Genomic DNA, 15,561 nt, shown 5'->3' with positions numbered 1-15,561 from the left:
TGCCCCAAGTTTGCCTTATGGACTTTTCTGAAAAACCTATTTTGATTTTGGTGGTAGGCCCAACTGCGGTTGGAAAAACTAACCTATGTTTAAATCTAGCCAAAAAATTCGATACAGAAATTATATCCTGCGATAGTAGACAGTTTTATCGCGAAATGAATTTGGGTACTGCCAAACCAACCAAGGAAGAGTTGAGCGAAGTGCTTCACCATATGATCAATTCTCATTCTATAGAGGAAAATTATGATGTGAAATCTTTCGAGGAAGATGTGCTGGAATTGTTGGATCAATTGTTCCAAAAGCACAGAGTGGTGATCATGACTGGAGGCTCTGGACTTTTCGCAGACGCAGTCACCGAAGGGATGGATGAGATGCCAGAGATTCCTGCAGGGATCAGAGAACAGGTTATCAAAGAGTATCAGGAAAAAGGATTGGAATTCCTGCAAGAAGAAGTAAAAAGGCTTGATCCAGCTTATTTTGAACTAGTGGATCAGCAGAATCCCCAACGCTTGATGAGAGCTGTGGAAGTCTGTAGGGGCACTGGAAAAACCTTTAGCTCCTTTCGAGTGAAAAGCAAAATTGAAAGACCTTTCAAAACCATCAAAATTGGTTTAAACCGGGATCGTGATGAATTGTATTCACGCATTGATCTTCGAATGGACCAAATGGTTGAGACTGGACTCTTTGAGGAAGCCGAAAGTTTATTTGACAAGAGACATCTCAATTCCCTTCAAACGGTGGGATATCAGGAGATTTTCGCAATGTTGGAAGGAAAATATGATAGGGAAGAGGCTATACGTCTTCTCAAAAGAAATTCTAGGCGATACGCCAAAAGACAATTGACTTGGTTTAGAAGAGATGAAAAAATCCATTGGTTTCACCCGGATCAAGAGGATGAAATCATTGCTTTTATTGAAAATCAGATTTCCTGAAAACCACTCATTTTAGCCACCCAATTGTAAGGGGCTTTTTTAATCAGTTGGTTATACTGAAGTCTGTTGATTTTCAATTGGCGAAGTAATTTTAACGCTTCTTCAACCTTGGATTTTTTTTGCCCAGATGCTTTTAGATTTTCGAAAATCGATTCGGTATCCAAATTTTCAAAACCTGTAATTCCCAATTCCGGGAAAGCCATGGTTAATTGAGCCGTCAGCTCCTTTTGAAGGTTTAGCTTCTTTTGGAGTGAATTTTTTACTGTAAGAAAGAATAGGAGGCATGCGCCTCCTACTGTTAGAAATAAAGGGATATAGCCCATATCAAATACTTAGAATATCAATCAATTTCAGTTGATCAGGGATCAATTGTTTGGTTTTACCAATGCAGTCGCTGAATGGGGTGTAGACCACTTCCTGATTCATGATTCCTGCCATGCAATTTACTTTTCCTGCAATTAATCCTTCCACTGCTGCCATTCCACATCTACTTGCCAAAACTCGATCTCTGGCAGTCGGACTTCCTCCTCTTTGAATATGCCCGAGTGTAGTTACTTTAAACTCCTTGGTGTTGTCCTTGATTTTGGACTTCACTTTTGCCATGATTTCTTCGGCATTTCCTTCTTCATCACCTTCTGCAACGACGATAATGCTTGAAGTCTTGGTTTTGCGAAGGTTTTTCAAAGACTTAACTACCGCATCCAAATCAGTTTTGGTTTCAGGAACCATCACAAATTCAGCTCCCCCTCCAATGGCAGATTCTACAGCGATAAAGCCTGCATCTCTTCCCATCACTTCGATAAAGAAGATTCTGTCATGGGCTGCGGCAGTGTCACGGATTTTGTCAATGGCTTCCAAAGCCGTATTGACAGCTGTATCAAAGCCAATGGTATAATCAGTTCCGTAGATATCATTGTCGATGGTGCCCGGACAGCCTACAGTTGGGATTCCGTACTCTTCAAAGAAAATCTTCGCCCCTGTAAAAGTACCGTCACCACCAATGGCTACGATTCCTTCGATTCCATGCTTGACAAGGTTTTCATAGGCTTTTTTTCTTCCTTCAGGAGTTCTGAATTCTTGAGATCTTGCAGATTTTAGAATAGTACCACCACGTTGAACGATGTTGGATACAGAACCTGATTGAAGGCGTTTGATATCACCTTCGATCATGCCTTCATAGCCATGATAAATACCGTAAACATCCAGTCCTTTATAGATGGCAGTTCTTACGACCGACCTCACACAGGCGTTCATTCCAGGGCTGTCTCCCCCAGAAGTAAAAACAGCGATTTTTTTCATAGTAATAGGTTTTAAGCCCCCCAAAAATAGGGATTAAAGAAGGAAAGCAGTAGTTTCTTGGATGAATTAAGTGTAAAAAATCACCTGATTCTTGAAACTAAAAAACCCGATTTATAACCTGTTGAAAAACAAATGAATACAAATTTACTAACTAATACGGACGTTAAAATCCCAGAAATCTCGCTGGGATGTATGTCTCTTCCTCATGAGAAATTAACATCTCATGCTATTATCCATTCTGCTATTTCACATGGAATTAATTTGCTGGATACGGCGGATTTGTATCAAAATGGCTTGAATGAAGAAATGGTTGGAGAGGCCATCAGAGACAAAAGGGAAGAAGTGATTCTAGCAACCAAAGTTGGAAACCAAATCAGACCCGATGGAAGTGGTTGGGATTGGAATCCAAAAAAGGAATATATCCTAGAAGCAGTTGAAAAGAGCCTGAAAAGGTTGGGCACCGATAGAATTGATTTGTATCAGTTGCATGGAGGAACCATTGATGATCCTTGGGAAGAAACACTGGAGGCTTTTGAAATTCTGAAGAAACAAGGTAAAATTTTAGCCTTTGGAATCTCCTCTATTCGCCCCAATGTCATTCGAAAAGTGATGGGAATGAACCCTCCAGCCACGATCATGATGCAATACAATCCCTTGGACAGAAGGCCTGAAGAGGTGGTTTTTCCAGTTTTGGAGCAAAGTGACACCAAAGTATTGGTTCGGGGAGCTTTTGCAAAAGGATTACTGATTAACAAGGAAGCCCATGAATATTTAGGCTATGATGCTGCCAAAGTGAAATCTGTCCAAGACTTTTTTAATTCCTTCGATATTTCTCCTGAGGCTTTGTTGATCCGATTTGGATTGAATCAAAAAGCCGTTGGATCTTTGGTAATAGGAGCCAGTAGTGTCAAACAGGTCGAACGGATTGCTCGATCCTATGAGGAGAGTGAAGGGATTGAAGAGGATTTTATCCAAGCAGTCAGAAGGAAATTACCTGCGAATTTTTACCATGATCACCGCTAATCATTTTGTTGAAAATTGATTTTGGAATAAATTAAATTCAAGGATTCAATCACCCCCATCTTATGAGAAAGAATTTGACCTTTTTGTTTCTGGTTTCACTTGTTATGTCAAGCTCATGCAAGCCAGTTTCTACTTCCAACGCCCTTGAGTGGAACGGTAAAACCTATGATGTTGAAATCATTCGAGATGATTTTGGAGTCCCTCATATTTATGGTAAAACAGATGCTGATGCCGTTTTTGGACTCTTATACGCACAATGTGAAGATGATTTCAGAAGAGTTGAGAGAAATTATGTTTGGGCATCTGGAAGATTGGCAGAGTTAGAGGGACAGGGAGCTATTTTCTCTGATTTGCGAGCGAATCTATATATGACAGAGGCCGAAGCAAAAGCTGCCTATGAAACAGCGCCAGATTGGTTGAAGGAACTCTGTGTGGCCTTTGCTGATGGAATTAACTTCTATTTGAACCAACATCCTGAAGTGGAGGCTCAAGTGATCAAGACCTATGAACCTTGGTTGACAATGTACTTTTTTGAAGGCTCAATTGGAGGAGACATAGAGCAGATTTCGACTCGGAGAATTCAGGCTTTTTATGAGGACCAAAAGGCTTTGGCCTATTCTGAATATGGAGACGGATTGGTGCATCCAGACCCTTATGAGGAGCCCAAAGGGTCGAATGGAATAGCAGTTTCCGGTGAAATGACAGAATCTGGAAATGCCATGCTCTTGATCAATCCCCACACTTCATTTTACTTTAGACCTGAGGTTCATGTGGTCTCGGAGGAAGGTTTGAATGCCTATGGAGCTGTTACTTGGGGACAGTTTTTTGTCTACCAGGGATTCAATGAAAAAACAGGTTGGATCCACACCTCTACTAGGGTGGATTTCATCGATGAATTCAAAGAGGAAGTGAGTGAAACAACTGATGGTTTCCAATACAAATATGGAGATGAGCAGCGTGCCGTTCAAAGTCAAACAATCAGTTTGAAATACAGGGAAGGGGAACAGTTGAAGGAAAAAGAGTTCACTTTTTATCGAACCCATCATGGCCCGATCACTCATCAATTGGATGATTATTGGGTGGCTACCAAGATCAATTGGGACCCTGTGAATGCCTTGATTCAGAGTTTTTCCAGAACCAAATTGGCCAATTACCAGGAATTCAGAAAGATGATGGACATCCGGACAAACTCTTCAAACAATACGGTTTTTGCCGATTCCGAAGGCAATATTGCCTACTTCCATGGGAATTTTATCCCCAAAAGAGATCCTAACCTTGATTATTCGATGCCTGTGGATGGTTTTGATCCTGCAACCGATTGGAAGGGTTTGCATGAAGTGGATGAAACGATAACCATTTTAAATCCTGGGACAGGTTGGATACAGAACTGTAATTCCACACCATTTACCGCAGCAGGGGATTTTAGCCCAAAAAGAGAAGACTACCCAGTTTACATGGCTCCTGATTCGGAGAATTTCAGAGGAATTCACGCCGTCAGTGTTCTTAGAAAAGCCAGTAATTTAAACCTGGACAGTTTTATCGAATTAGCATATGATCCCACTATTCCCGCTTTTGAGCGACTTATTCCTGCAGTAGTGGAGGCAGCTGAAAAGCAGGGGGGGTCTGAGGAGGTTGAGCAAGCAATAGCAGTGTTGAAAGATTGGAACTTTCAAACATCCAAGGAGTCTGTGGCTATGAGTTTGGCCCATTTTTATGCAATGAATTACCAAAGTGAGTTTAGAAACCTCAATCAATTGGTGGAGGTAGAAAGTTTACCGGAGTTTGCTGACCCTTCTTATCAAAAAAGAATGGTTGAGGTATTGGATTTCACTTTAAATAAAATGAATGAAGACTTTGGGACCTGGAATACACCTTGGGGAGAGATCAATAGATTCCAGAGATTGTCTGGTGATATTGACTTAAAATATGATGATGATCAACCTTACATTCCCATTGGCCTGGCTTCTGGACGCTGGGGTGCATTGGCTTCCTATGGCGCTAGTGCCAAGGAAGGTGCCAAAAGGTTGTATGGTAGTTCCGGAAATAGCTTCGTTGCTGTGGTAGAATTTGGAGACAAGGTGAAAGCAAAAAGTATGTTGGCTGGAGGGGAAAGTGGTCATCCTGATTCACCTCATTTCTTGGATCAAGCACAGCGATACGCGGATGCCAATTTTAAAGATGTAGCCTATTATCGTGAGGATGTAGAAGCCAAGGCCGAGGAAAGGTATGTTCCTGGAAATAGAAAAAGTTCTAATTGAATTTTTAAAAACTAGTCACTCTGAGCGGAGTCAAGAACCCTTCGACTCCGCTCAGAGTGACAAAAATCCTTTCCTGACCTTAATCTTCTCCTTTTTTAAAATCCATACTGACCGAATTGATGCAGTATCGGATTCCTCCTTGGTCACTTGGACCGTCAGGAAACCGATGTCCCAAATGTGAACCGCAATTGGAGCATAAAATTTCTTCACGGATCATGAAATGGGAGTAATCCATTTGAACGTCAATGGCTTCTGGTCTAATCGGTTCGGTAAAACTCGGCCAACCACAGCCTGAATCGTATTTTTTGCTGGAATGAAAGATCTCATTGTGACAGACTTTGCATTCGTAAATGCCCGTTTCTTTGTTGAGATAATATTGACCGGTGAAAGGTCTTTCAGTTCCTTTTTCCCGAAGCACATGATAGGATTCAGGATCTAATTTCAATTTTAAATCATCCTCGGAAATCTGGATCGGATATTCCTTTTTATCTTTTTTGCTCATAGGTTTTCAACAAATAATAGGTGTGGTAAGTTTTTCTAACCTTAAGAAATTTTTGGCCTCACCTCAGGATTGATCAATTTATAAAAACCGAAGGTACCGATGGCATAGCATACAATATCCCAGTAATCTCGCGTGTATGTTTCAGAATAAAGAGGTAAAACTCCTTCAAAGGCAATAGAAACATAAAGGAAACCTACCAGGCATTGTACCCAAGTAAATCGAAATTGATTTTTTAAAGGGTGAATCCATTGGAAAACTTGAAGCGTAATCCCCAGAATTACCGGCATTGCCAATAAATCATCGGAATAGGAGGAAATGAAGGTAGATGTCCTACCAAAAAGTTTCTCAGCTCCTTGATTGATCCAAAAAAATGCTGCTGAAATAAAAAAGAAAGGGTTCTTGAATACTGACATATTTATCCAGGAAGTGCTGCTATTAACCAAATAATAAAAGTCATGATAGCCATAAAGACTGTGTAAAACAAATTCCCCATTTTCTTAAGAAATACGACAAATGGAGGGTCAGATTTTTGAATATAAAACATCCATTTTTCCTCATTGGCCTTTCTTTCTTCTTCCCTTTTTTGATTTCTGGCAAGCTCTAAGTGACTTAGTTTTTCTCCACAATGTTCGCAGATATCTTCAATGTTTTGATTCCATGAAGACCATTCTTGGCAGTGAGGACATTTTTTCTGTCCCATATTAACTTTCAGTTACCAGGTTGATGGCTTTCAGGATACTGTCACAAGCCTCTTTGATCTGTTCTTTGGTGATCGTCAGTGGAGGAGCAATGCGCATGGAATCATCACAGAAAAGAAACCAGTCTGTAATCACTCCCAGTTCAATTGCCTGATCGATGATAGGTTTTAAGACTTCGAAAGACTCGAACTCCACGGCCATCATCAGTCCTTTATTTCGGATTCCCTTAATTTTGGGGTGGACCAGCAGGCTTTTAATTAAATCTGCCTTTTCCTCAACCTGACTGATCAGATTTTCTTCCTGCAAGACCTGAATAGTAGCCAAAGAAGCTGCCGAGCTTACTGGGTGTCCTCCAAAAGTGGTGATATGACCTAAAAGCGGGTTGTTTTTGAAAACTCCCATCACTTCTTTGTTGGCGATAAAAGCTCCAATCGGCATTCCTCCTCCCATTCCTTTAGCGCAAACAACGATATCAGGAACGATGTCAAAATGCTCGAAAGCCCAGAATTTCCCGGTTCTTCCAAAACCTGCCTGGATCTCATCCAAAATTAAGAGAGTTCCCGTTTCATCACATTTTTTTCGCAATGCCTGAAAGTACTCTTTGGTACCAACCCGGATTCCCGCTTCACCTTGAATGGTCTCTACGATCACTCCTGCGGTGTCAGTATCAATTTTCTCCAAATCCTCTAGGCTACCATAATTGATGTTGGAAACACCAGGAAGTAGGGGACGATAGGCTCTTTTGAAAATCTCATTTCCACCCACACTCAAAGCGCCGCTGGAGCTTCCATGGTACGCATTGACGCATGAAACCAATTTGGGCTTTCCAGTAAATCGCTTGGCCAACTTGAGTGCCCCTTCAACTGCTTCAGAGCCACTATTGACCAAGTAAACATTGTCTAATGATTCAGGAAGGGTGTCACAAAGAGCCTTTGCCAACTGGGCTTGAGGGCTCTGGACATATTCCCCATATACCATAAGGTGAAGGTATTTGTCAAGCTGATTTTGGATTGCTTCTAAAACCTTGGGGTTACGGTGCCCTACATTACTCACACCGATTCCAGAAATCAAATCCAGGTATTTTTCGCCATTGGGGCCATACATGTAGACTCCTTCAGCTTTTTCGATTTCTATCAGCAGAGGAAAATCCGTGGTTTGAGCTAGATGGGATAGGAATAATTGTCGGTTGTTCATAGGTGGGTTTTAATAGCTAGAGAACCGGAAGAAGATGCCTAATGGAAGTTTTTTGTCAAATCTGTCCTGTAGGTATAATTCCCCGTGCTCTGGGTTTTTAACCTCTCCAAAATTGGATCGGATCAAATTGACTGCGATCAAGGAGGAAAAGCTAAGTGAATACATGTTCAGTAAAAGAAAATGGTTTTTGGGATCCAAGATTTCTGCGCAAGTTTTAAGCATTTCATTGATTTGCTCCTCCAAAACCCATTTTTCTCCATCGGGGCCTCTACCGTAAGCAGGAGGATCCAAAATGATTCCCTGATATTTATTGCCTCTTCTGGCCTCGCGCTTGATAAACTTCATCGCATCATCTACCATCCACCGGATTCCTTCTTGTTTGGAAGCTTCCATATTATGTCTAGACCAGGTTACCACCTGCTTGACCGAATCCAAATGAGTTACATCAGCACCTGCCGCTTTTGCAGCAACTGAGGCTGCCCCAGTATAGGCGAATAGGTTTAAGACTTTAGGGTTTTGAACAGGAGATCTCTGGATGGATTTGTATAAATAATCCCAATTGACTGCCTGCTCGGGGAAAAGTCCGATGTGCTTGAAGGAAGTCTGGGCCAGGTTGAGTTTCAAATTTAGACCCGCTTCATTGGAATAGGCGATTTGCCAATTGTGGGGCATTTTTTTGAGTTGTTCCCACTTACCTTTGTCAGGGTTGTTTTTTTCTTTGGCAAAATGAGCATGAGCCATTTTTCTCCATTCTGACTCGGACATGCTTTTGTCCCAAATTGCCTGCGGTTCGGGTCTGCTGACAATAAATTCTCCAAATCTTTCCAGTTTTTCAAAGCCTCCTGTATCGATCAATTCGTAATCTTTCCAAGGACCTGGAGTCAGAGATAAAATGCGTTCGTTCATAGCTCGTCTATTGAGCAGGCAAAAATAGGGAATTATAACTGGAAGAGGAGAGGATGGAGTATTATCCGCAAATCTTGAATTATTTCCATGTTAAATTCAGATTTGATATCATTTGGTTTTCAGGTAGCTGCGTTTTAAAAAATGATTAAAAAATGTATGCATGCAGAACTTTTCCTGTTTTTACTTTATTTTACCGAAGATTACCCAGATATAAAATTCCTTTTTGAGCCTATAACCTAGATGTCGAAAAAATTTATCGATATAGAAAATGCGATTCATTCCAAGAATCCAAAGCTACTCAAGTGGATTCCCGGATTTGTACTTTCATACATCAAGAAAGTGACTCATGAAACTTGGATGAATGAAGTGTTGAACAGGATTGGACACCTGAAAGGAATTGACTTTGTCAATGCCCTTATGGAGGAGTTTGAATTGGAAGTGGAACTGATCGGTGAAGAAAAAATACCAAGAAAAGGAGGGGTGATCATTGCAGGAAATCATCCTTTGGGTGGATTGGATGGAATTGCTCTGATGTATGCTTTAGGCAAAATCAGATCTGACATTCGTTTTTTGGTGAATGATTTACTGATGACTTTTGACAACTTCGAACCGCTTTTTGTACCTGTCAACAAACATGGGAGGAATTCTCTGGACAGTTTGGCGAAAATTGAGGAGGTTTATTCAGAAGATTATGCAGTTTTGGTATTTCCGGCTGGTCTTGTATCTCGAAAATCGGGTAAAGGAATAAAAGACCTTCAGTGGAAAAAGAGCTTTATCACCAAGGCGAAGAAGTATAAAAAAGATGTCCTTCTTTGCTTTATTGAAGGGAAGAATTCAAATTTCTTTTACAATTTAGCTAATTGGAGGAAGAAGCTGGGGATCAAAGCTAATGTTGAGATGTTTTATCTTGTGGATGAAATGTATAAGCAACGCGGACAAAAGGTAACAATTAAGGTCGGTGAGCAGATTTCTTTTGAAAGTTTTACCAAAGAGAAAACTGACACTCAATGGGCCGAAAAATTGAAAGAAAAAGTATATGAACTTGGATCGAAAAATGGATAAAGAAGCTGAGATAATCCCTGCTGTAGATACAGCTCTGATAAAAGCCGAATTAAGCCCGGATCGATTCATTCGATATGCAAACAATGGGGATAATTTGATCTATTTAGTGGATTATCATAACTCCCCAAATGTGGTAAGAGAGATTGGTCGCCTGAGAGAATTGACTTTTAGAGCTGCTGGAGGAGGGACTGGTCTCGAGTTGGATTTGGATGAAAATGATACTTGTGAAAATTGCTATCAGCAATTGATCACCTGGAATCCTGAGAATGAGGAAATAGTTGCCGGGTACCGACTGATCCATTGCAAGACTGCAATTGGAGAGGATGGGGATATCAACCTTTCTACGACTCATCTATTCGATTTTTCAGAGAATTTTGTCAAAGATTACCTGCCCTATACCATTGAATTGGGGCGTTCTTTCGTTCAACCGAAATATCAGCCAAGTATTGATAATCGAAAAGGAATTTTCAGTTTGGATAATTTGTGGGATGGCTTGGGAGCGGTGGTTTTGCTCAATCCGGACGTGAAGTTTCTGTTTGGAAAGGTAACTATGTACCCTCATTATAATCGTGAAGCAAGAGATCTTTTGCTTCGATTCATGAATCATTATTTTCCGGATAAGTATTCCTTGGTTGTTCCTAAACCAGAATTGAAACTGGGCTATGAAACAGCAGTTGGAAGCGGGCCAAGTCCATTTGAAAGAATGGATTACAAAGAAGGATATAAATTATTGAATACCAGGGTTAGATCTTATGGAGAGAACATTCCTCCTTTGATCAATACTTATATGAATCTTTCTCCGACTATGATGACCTTCGGGACTGCTTTGAATGATGAATTTGGAGAGGTTGAAGAGACAGGAATCCTGATCACTTTGGCTGATATTTACGAATCCAAGAAGCATAGACACATGGATACTTTTGAAAGGGACAGGGTTTTGGGAAGTAGGGATGTCTAGTCCAAAAACCATCAAAACCTTACTAGTAGGAGCTACTCCGAATCCTTCTAGGTATGCCTATGTGGCTGCTGGAATGTATACCGATAAAGGATACGATTTTATCCCAATCGGTATTAAAAAGGGAGAGGTTTATGGTAAAGAAATTCTTGATTTGAAGACTAAACCCAAATTGGAGGATATTCATACGATTACACTCTATATTGGGCCGGATCATCAGGGGGAATGGATTGATTATTTGCTTTCTCTGAATCCAAAGAGGATCATTTTCAATCCGGGTACGGAAAATCCAGAATTTTTTCAAAAGGCTAAAGCTCAGGGAGTAGAGGTGGTTCCTGCCTGCAACTTAGTGATGCTCAGTACAAATCAGTTTTAAGTGATTGCTTTTTAGATACTTTAGGTAAGCTTCCTGTGGCGGCGATTGCCTGAATTTTATAGTGATAAACTCACATTTTTTGCTTAACTTGCCGAATCAATAAACTATCAAAAAATCACCGTTTCAGCCCGATTTTGAGGGTTTTTTTCCAACAAATATGAGCGACGAACAAGCGAAAAAGCCGGCAGAGTACGGTGCCGGGAATATTCAGATATTGGAAGGTCTGGAAGCAGTAAGAAAGCGACCAGCCATGTATATCGGGGATGTTGGTATCAAAGGTCTTCATCACTTAATCTGGGAAGTTGTAGATAACTCCATTGATGAGGCTTTAGCTGGTCATTGTGATACCATTCACGTGACTGTCAACGAAGATAATTCCATCACAGTAGAAGATAATGGCCGTGGTATTCCTACGGACATGCACCCGAAGGAAAAGAAATCAGCCTTGGAGGTTGTTTTGACTGTTCTTCATGCTGGAGGTAAATTTGACAAAGACACTTACAAAGTATCCGGTGGTTTGCACGGGGTAGGGGTTTCTTGTGTGAATGCGCTTTCCACAGATCTAAAGGCTACTGTCTATAGAAACGGGGTCATTACCGAGCAGGAGTTTAAGATAGGTGTTCCTCAATACGCAGCCAGAGAAATCGGAAAAACTGAAAGAAGAGGTACTACCATTCATTTCAAACCGGATGCTAGCATTTTCACCGTTACTGAGTACAAATACGAAACGATTGCCAACAGGCTTCGAGAAATGGCATTTTTGAATGCCGGGATTCGAATTTTCCTGAAGGATCTTCGCGAAATCGAGGAGGATGGTAATCCAAAATCAGATGAATTCTACTCTGAAGGTGGCTTGATTGAATTCGTTCAATATTTGGACGAAACCAGAGACAAAATCATCGAAGAGCCAATCTATATTGAATCAATCGATCAGGAGGTACCTGTTCAGGTAGCAATGAGCTATAATAGCTCATACTCTGAGAATGTGGTTTCTTATGTGAATACCATTAACACCTATGAAGGTGGTACGCACGTGACCGGCTTCCGAAGAGCTTTGACCAGAACTTTGAAGTCCTATGCGGATAAGTCAGGGATGCTGGATAAATTGAAAATCGAGGTGTCTGGAGATGACTTCCGTGAAGGTTTGACAGCTGTTATTTCTGTGAAAGTTGCTGAGCCTCAATTTGAGGGTCAGACCAAGACCAAATTGGGTAACTCTGATGTGGTAGGTGCAGTGGATTCAGCAGTATCCAAAACTTTGGAATCTTGGTTGGAAGAGCATCCTAAAGAGGCCAAGACTATTGTAGGTAAAGTGATTTTGGCTGCTCAGGCCCGTCATGCTGCTAGAAAGGCACGTGAGATGGTTCAGCGTAAAAACGTCCTAGGAGGCGGAGGTTTGCCAGGTAAACTTGCTGACTGTGCTAATTCTGACCCAACTGTATGTGAGCTTTACCTTGTGGAAGGGGACTCTGCAGGTGGATCTGCAAAGCAAGGTCGTGATAGAGATTTCCAGGCGATTTTGCCTTTGAAAGGAAAGATCTTGAACGTGGAGAAAGCTCACGAACATAAGATTTATGACAATGATGAGATCAAAAATATCCTAACCGCATTAGGTGTTAAGTTCGGTACTGTCAATGACGATAAAGAATTGGATCTAGCAGGGTTGAGATATCATAAGATTATCATCATGACGGATGCCGATATTGATGGGTCTCACATTAGAACATTGATTTTGACTCTGTTTTTCCGATACATGAGAGCCTTGATCGAGAATGGATACATTTATATTGCACTTCCACCTCTTTATTTATTGAAAAGAGGAAAGGACGAGCGCTATTGCTGGACTGAGGAAGAAAGAAAGCTTCTCACTATGGAGATGGCAAAAGATGGAAAAGAAGATAGCGTAAACGTCCAGAGGTACAAAGGTTTGGGTGAAATGAACCCAGAGCAGCTTTGGACTACTACTATGGATCCGAATGTTAGGACTATCAAGCAAGTGACCATCGAGTCAGCAGCTGAAGCTGATCACCTCTTCAGCATGTTGATGGGAGATGAGGTCGCTCCAAGAAGAGAATTTATCGAGAAAAATGCCAAATACGCTAAAATCGATACTTAATCATAAAGGGGCTCTCAGGCCCCTTTTTTAGTCTTAACAAAAATGTAAATTCGAATTCCGGCTAAAAAGCTTATTTTTCCGGTCCCTTAATTTTATACAGTATGAAACTGGCAGTAGGAGACAGATACGAATCAGTAGTCCAAAAAAGTGATCTTGTAAGTAGAGATCTCAGTTGGTTGAAATTTAACGAACGGGTATTAGATCAGTCTAAGAAAGAGCACCGTTCTGTTTTTGAGAAATTAAAGTTTTTGGCAATTACTGCCTCTAATTTGGATGAGTTTTTCATGATCCGAGTGGGGTCCTTGTATAATTACCTGGATTACGATAAAGAGCGTGTGGATTATTCCGGATTAAGAGAGGATCCCTTCAAAGCCAAACTGATGAAAGATTGTCAGCAGTTTCATGTAAACCAACATTCTTTATTTGTTGATAAAGTTCTTCCTCAATTAGAAGATGAAGGAATATCTTTGGTCAATACCTCTAAGTTGACGGATGCCGAGCAGGCCAAAGTGAAAGATTACTTTCAAAAAGCAATCTATCCCATGCTTACTCCCATGGTTTATGATGGGTACCGGACTTTCCCTATTCTGATGAATAAACTCTTGATATTTGGAGTAGTGACGACTAGTCCAGGGGAAAGAAAGGATATGCGAAAGTTGAGCTTTGTGCAGATCCCGGCAAATATCCCTCGCTTCTTTGAGATTGAAAGAGAGAATTCTTTGTTGATGATTCCAATCGAAGAGGTGATTCGGGAGAATATCATTTCACTTTTCCGAAATGTAGATATCGAAGCTGTTAGTTTGTTTAGAATCACCCGAAATGGAGATTTTACCCTTGAGGAAAGTGAAGATATGGATGCTAACTTCTTGGAGGAAGTGAAGCGGAAATTGATGGAGAGAAAGACTGGTCGGGTAGTTCGAATTGAAATCGAAGAAGGATATAGCAAGTGGATGTTGAATTCACTTTTGGAAAGATGGAATCTGAAAAATGATTCTGTATTTATGGTGAAAAGATCCAGTATGTTGGATTATACCGGTTTTTGGCAGATCGTGGGAAACAAAAAGTTTAGAGATAGACTTCCTCAAATGCCTGATCCTGTTAAGCCACTTTCTTATCAAGAGGAAGGACAGGCTGAGATCTTTGATACGCTGAAGGAGAAAGATATTTTACTTCACCATCCTTATAACAACATCGATTCGATTTTGGATTTGATTGAAAAGGCTGCTGATGATCCAGATGTCATGGCAATCAAGATGACCATTTATCGTCTCGCAAAAGATAGTCGTATTACCAGAGCACTTTTGAAAGCTGCTGAAAACGGGAAACACGTTTCTGTTCTCTTTGAGGTGAAGGCTCGATTTGATGAAGAAAACAATATCCGTGAAGCTAAAAAGCTTCAGAAGGCTGGTTGTTTTGTGATTTATGGAATTACCCACTTAAAGACCCATACTAAACTATTGTTGATTGTTCGTAAGGATGACAATGAGATTACCCGGTTTGTGCATTTGGGTTCAGGGAATTACAATGAAGATACCGCAAGGTTGTATACAGATATTGGTCTTTTGACTACCAATGAGGTGTTGGCGAATGATGTTTCGGAATTCTTCAATGTAATCACAGGCCATAGCATGCCATCTCAATATCAAAACCTGATTACTGCTCCTAGAGATATGCGAAATCAATTGATTGAATATATCGAGCAGGAGGCAGAGAATGCGCGAAATGGACTTCCGAGTGGGATCTTCATCAAAGTAAATTCCCTTGAAGATTCCGAGATAATTTATGCTTTGTATAGAGCTTCTCAGTCAGGAGTGACCATCAAATTGATCGTGAGAGGGATATGTTGCCTAAGACCTGGAAGACCTGGCTTGAGTGAAAATATTCAAGTGATTTCAATTGTTGGAGATTTCTTGGAGCATTCCAGAATTTACCATTTCCATAACAATGGAAATACCAGAACTTATGCGGGTAGTGCTGATATGATGGTAAGAAGCTTTGATAAGAGATTGGAGTCTTTATTTAAAGTCGAAGCACCACTTTTGGAGAAGCAATTAATGAATATTCTTTCTTACAATTTGAGAGATAATTGCAACGCTTATGTGATGCAGGAAAATGGAACTTATGTAGCCAAGCATCCTGTAGGAGATGAGCCTCCTTTCAATGTTCATAAAGAGTTTTTCAACTTGGATCCCGAACAGGTGATGCAAGTCAAACTAGTAGAATAAAGAAAAGCCCCAAAA

The 15,561-nt window shown here is 40.7% G+C and carries 15 protein-coding genes; 8 read left to right on the top strand and 7 right to left on the bottom strand.

Going from position 1 to position 15,561, the window contains the following annotated elements; genetic code table 11:
• Positions 1–17: 17 nt before the first annotated feature.
• Positions 18–932, top strand: a complete 915-nt coding sequence (gene miaA, locus O0V13_RS12080) for a tRNA (adenosine(37)-N6)-dimethylallyltransferase MiaA (RefSeq protein ID WP_268035222.1) — start codon at positions 18–20, stop codon at positions 930–932.
• On the opposite strand, the gene O0V13_RS12075 is transcribed toward miaA, so the two are convergent.
• Positions 920–1,255 (bottom strand): hypothetical protein, encoded by a 336-nt coding sequence (locus O0V13_RS12075; protein WP_268035221.1) that lies wholly within the window; start codon positions 1,253–1,255, stop codon positions 920–922. The two genes, miaA and O0V13_RS12075, sit on opposite strands and share 13 nt — an antisense overlap.
• A gap of 1 nt (position 1,256) precedes the next feature.
• Positions 1,257–2,231 (bottom strand): 6-phosphofructokinase, encoded by a 975-nt coding sequence (gene pfkA / locus O0V13_RS12070; RefSeq protein ID WP_268035220.1) that lies wholly within the window; start codon positions 2,229–2,231, stop codon positions 1,257–1,259.
• Positions 2,232–2,363: 132 nt separating this feature from the next.
• On the opposite strand from pfkA, the gene O0V13_RS12065 reads away from it, so the two are divergent.
• Both O0V13_RS12065 and O0V13_RS12060 read left to right on the top strand, forming a co-directional pair.
• The gene (locus tag O0V13_RS12065; protein WP_268035219.1) at positions 2,364–3,254 is read left to right on the top strand and encodes an aldo/keto reductase; all 891 of its coding nucleotides are present in this window, start codon (positions 2,364–2,366) and stop codon (positions 3,252–3,254) included.
• A 62-nt stretch (positions 3,255–3,316) separates the two neighbouring features.
• Positions 3,317–5,512: an acylase gene (locus tag O0V13_RS12060; RefSeq protein WP_268035218.1), complete on the top strand. Its 2,196-nt coding sequence runs from the start codon at positions 3,317–3,319 to the stop codon at positions 5,510–5,512.
• Positions 5,513–5,591: 79 nt separating this feature from the next.
• Here the strand turns inward: O0V13_RS12060 and msrB are convergent, their stop codons facing one another.
• Genes msrB through O0V13_RS12035 form a run of 5 tightly spaced genes read right to left on the bottom strand, consistent with a single transcriptional unit; the run spans position 5,592 to position 8,812 of the window.
• Positions 5,592–6,014 carry a peptide-methionine (R)-S-oxide reductase MsrB gene (gene msrB / locus O0V13_RS12055; protein WP_268035217.1) on the bottom strand — a complete coding sequence of 141 codons (423 nt, stop codon included), beginning with the start codon at positions 6,012–6,014 and terminating at the stop codon, positions 5,592–5,594.
• A 41-nt stretch (positions 6,015–6,055) separates the two neighbouring features.
• Entirely contained in the window at positions 6,056–6,427 is a 372-nt protein-coding gene (locus tag O0V13_RS12050) for a magnesium citrate secondary transporter (protein ID WP_268035216.1), read from the bottom strand.
• 2 nt (positions 6,428–6,429) lie between these two features.
• Positions 6,430–6,714: a hypothetical protein gene (locus O0V13_RS12045; RefSeq protein WP_268035215.1), complete on the bottom strand. Its 285-nt coding sequence runs from the start codon at positions 6,712–6,714 to the stop codon at positions 6,430–6,432.
• A gap of 1 nt (position 6,715) precedes the next feature.
• Positions 6,716–7,906 carry an aspartate aminotransferase family protein gene (locus O0V13_RS12040; protein WP_268035214.1) on the bottom strand — a complete coding sequence of 397 codons (1,191 nt, stop codon included), beginning with the start codon at positions 7,904–7,906 and terminating at the stop codon, positions 6,716–6,718.
• A 9-nt stretch (positions 7,907–7,915) separates the two neighbouring features.
• The gene (locus tag O0V13_RS12035) at positions 7,916–8,812 is read right to left on the bottom strand and encodes a class I SAM-dependent methyltransferase (RefSeq protein WP_268035213.1); all 897 of its coding nucleotides are present in this window, start codon (positions 8,810–8,812) and stop codon (positions 7,916–7,918) included.
• 240 nt (positions 8,813–9,052) lie between these two features.
• Here O0V13_RS12035 and O0V13_RS12030 point away from each other — a divergent pair, with 240 nt between their 5' ends.
• From O0V13_RS12030 to ppk1, 5 genes are all read left to right on the top strand, one after another.
• Positions 9,053–9,874: a 1-acyl-sn-glycerol-3-phosphate acyltransferase gene (locus O0V13_RS12030; protein WP_268035212.1), complete on the top strand. Its 822-nt coding sequence runs from the start codon at positions 9,053–9,055 to the stop codon at positions 9,872–9,874.
• The gene (locus O0V13_RS12025) at positions 9,849–10,832 is read left to right on the top strand and encodes a GNAT family N-acetyltransferase (RefSeq protein WP_268035211.1); all 984 of its coding nucleotides are present in this window, start codon (positions 9,849–9,851) and stop codon (positions 10,830–10,832) included. Before O0V13_RS12030 ends, O0V13_RS12025 begins: the two co-directional genes overlap by 26 nt.
• Positions 10,825–11,205: a CoA-binding protein gene (locus O0V13_RS12020; RefSeq protein WP_268035210.1), complete on the top strand. Its 381-nt coding sequence runs from the start codon at positions 10,825–10,827 to the stop codon at positions 11,203–11,205. The genes O0V13_RS12025 and O0V13_RS12020 overlap by 8 nt, the downstream gene beginning before the upstream one ends.
• 157 nt (positions 11,206–11,362) lie before the next feature.
• Positions 11,363–13,321 (top strand): DNA topoisomerase (ATP-hydrolyzing) subunit B, encoded by a 1,959-nt coding sequence (gene gyrB / locus O0V13_RS12015; RefSeq protein WP_268035209.1) that lies wholly within the window; start codon positions 11,363–11,365, stop codon positions 13,319–13,321.
• A 101-nt stretch (positions 13,322–13,422) separates the two neighbouring features.
• Positions 13,423–15,546, top strand: a complete 2,124-nt coding sequence (gene ppk1, locus O0V13_RS12010; RefSeq protein ID WP_268035208.1) for a polyphosphate kinase 1 — start codon at positions 13,423–13,425, stop codon at positions 15,544–15,546.
• Positions 15,547–15,561 lie beyond the last annotated feature (15 nt).

This window comes from Algoriphagus sp. PAP.12 (genome assembly GCF_026652115.1).
Classification (GTDB): Bacteria; Bacteroidota; Bacteroidia; order Cytophagales; family Cyclobacteriaceae; genus Algoriphagus.
Note: the sequence above shows the minus strand (reverse complement) of the source record. Positions and strands in the feature narration are given on the sequence as shown.

Coding starts and splice junctions, on each gene's coding strand:
- miaA (WP_268035222.1), top strand. CDS start 18: ATGGACTTTTCTGAAAAACCTATTTTGATTTTGGTGGTAGGCCCAACT.
- O0V13_RS12035 (WP_268035213.1), bottom strand. CDS start 8,812: ATGAACGAACGCATTTTATCTCTGACTCCAGGTCCTTGGAAAGATTAC.
- O0V13_RS12060 (WP_268035218.1), top strand. CDS start 3,317: ATGAGAAAGAATTTGACCTTTTTGTTTCTGGTTTCACTTGTTATGTCA.
- gyrB (WP_268035209.1), top strand. CDS start 11,363: ATGAGCGACGAACAAGCGAAAAAGCCGGCAGAGTACGGTGCCGGGAAT.
- pfkA (WP_268035220.1), bottom strand. CDS start 2,231: ATGAAAAAAATCGCTGTTTTTACTTCTGGGGGAGACAGCCCTGGAATG.
- O0V13_RS12025 (WP_268035211.1), top strand. CDS start 9,849: ATGAACTTGGATCGAAAAATGGATAAAGAAGCTGAGATAATCCCTGCT.
- O0V13_RS12030 (WP_268035212.1), top strand. CDS start 9,053: ATGTCGAAAAAATTTATCGATATAGAAAATGCGATTCATTCCAAGAAT.
- O0V13_RS12050 (WP_268035216.1), bottom strand. CDS start 6,427: ATGTCAGTATTCAAGAACCCTTTCTTTTTTATTTCAGCAGCATTTTTT.
- ppk1 (WP_268035208.1), top strand. CDS start 13,423: ATGAAACTGGCAGTAGGAGACAGATACGAATCAGTAGTCCAAAAAAGT.
- msrB (WP_268035217.1), bottom strand. CDS start 6,014: ATGAGCAAAAAAGATAAAAAGGAATATCCGATCCAGATTTCCGAGGAT.
- O0V13_RS12065 (WP_268035219.1), top strand. CDS start 2,364: ATGAATACAAATTTACTAACTAATACGGACGTTAAAATCCCAGAAATC.
- O0V13_RS12040 (WP_268035214.1), bottom strand. CDS start 7,906: ATGAACAACCGACAATTATTCCTATCCCATCTAGCTCAAACCACGGAT.
- O0V13_RS12045 (WP_268035215.1), bottom strand. CDS start 6,714: ATGGGACAGAAAAAATGTCCTCACTGCCAAGAATGGTCTTCATGGAAT.
- O0V13_RS12075 (WP_268035221.1), bottom strand. CDS start 1,255: ATGGGCTATATCCCTTTATTTCTAACAGTAGGAGGCGCATGCCTCCTA.
- O0V13_RS12020 (WP_268035210.1), top strand. CDS start 10,825: ATGTCTAGTCCAAAAACCATCAAAACCTTACTAGTAGGAGCTACTCCG.